This is a genomic window from Neisseria sp. P0001.S005 (assembly GCF_051963715.1).
The window spans coordinates 1-487 of the sequence record NZ_JBQCTZ010000569.1 but is presented as its reverse complement, the minus strand read 5'-3'; the positions used below and the strand labels follow the sequence as shown (position 1 = coordinate 487).

The window sequence follows — 487 nt, the reverse complement described above, 5'->3', positions numbered from 1 at the left end:
TGTCAAACCATTGCCAATGGCTTCACGCGCTTTAGCTTGTTCTTTATTGGTAGATTCAGGGTTTTCCAACACTTGCACCAAGCTGAACAATTCTTTATCCATACGGTACAGTACCAAACGGCCGCGACCGCGCATAACAGGATCGCCCGGCATCAACTGAGGATGAGGGAAACGCTCGTCAATGTATTCGTTGATAATGTTTGATTCGTGCAAAATCAAATCACGCTCAACCAGAACCGGTACTTGGTTATACGGATTCATCAAAGCCAAGTCTTCAGGTTTATTGAACACGTCCACATCTTTGATTTCAAAATCCATGCCTTTTTCGTACAGCACAAAACGGCAGCGCTGGCTGAATGGACAAGTAATACCTGAATACAATGTCATCATAATTTTTTACTCCTGATAAATCTTTTCAGACGGCCTTAAGCCTTATAAAAATTCAGACAGAATTATACATAATTTCAAACACTTAATCCAGAAATTT

At 40.7% G+C, this 487-nt stretch carries 1 protein-coding gene; it reads right to left on the bottom strand.

All coding sequences use genetic code 11. The features are described from left to right. A partial coding sequence (locus ACTHSP_RS21725) for a glutathione S-transferase N-terminal domain-containing protein (protein WP_440346974.1) occupies window positions 1-390 on the bottom strand: 390 nt, incomplete at its 3' end. Window positions 391-487: the final 97 nt, after the last annotated feature.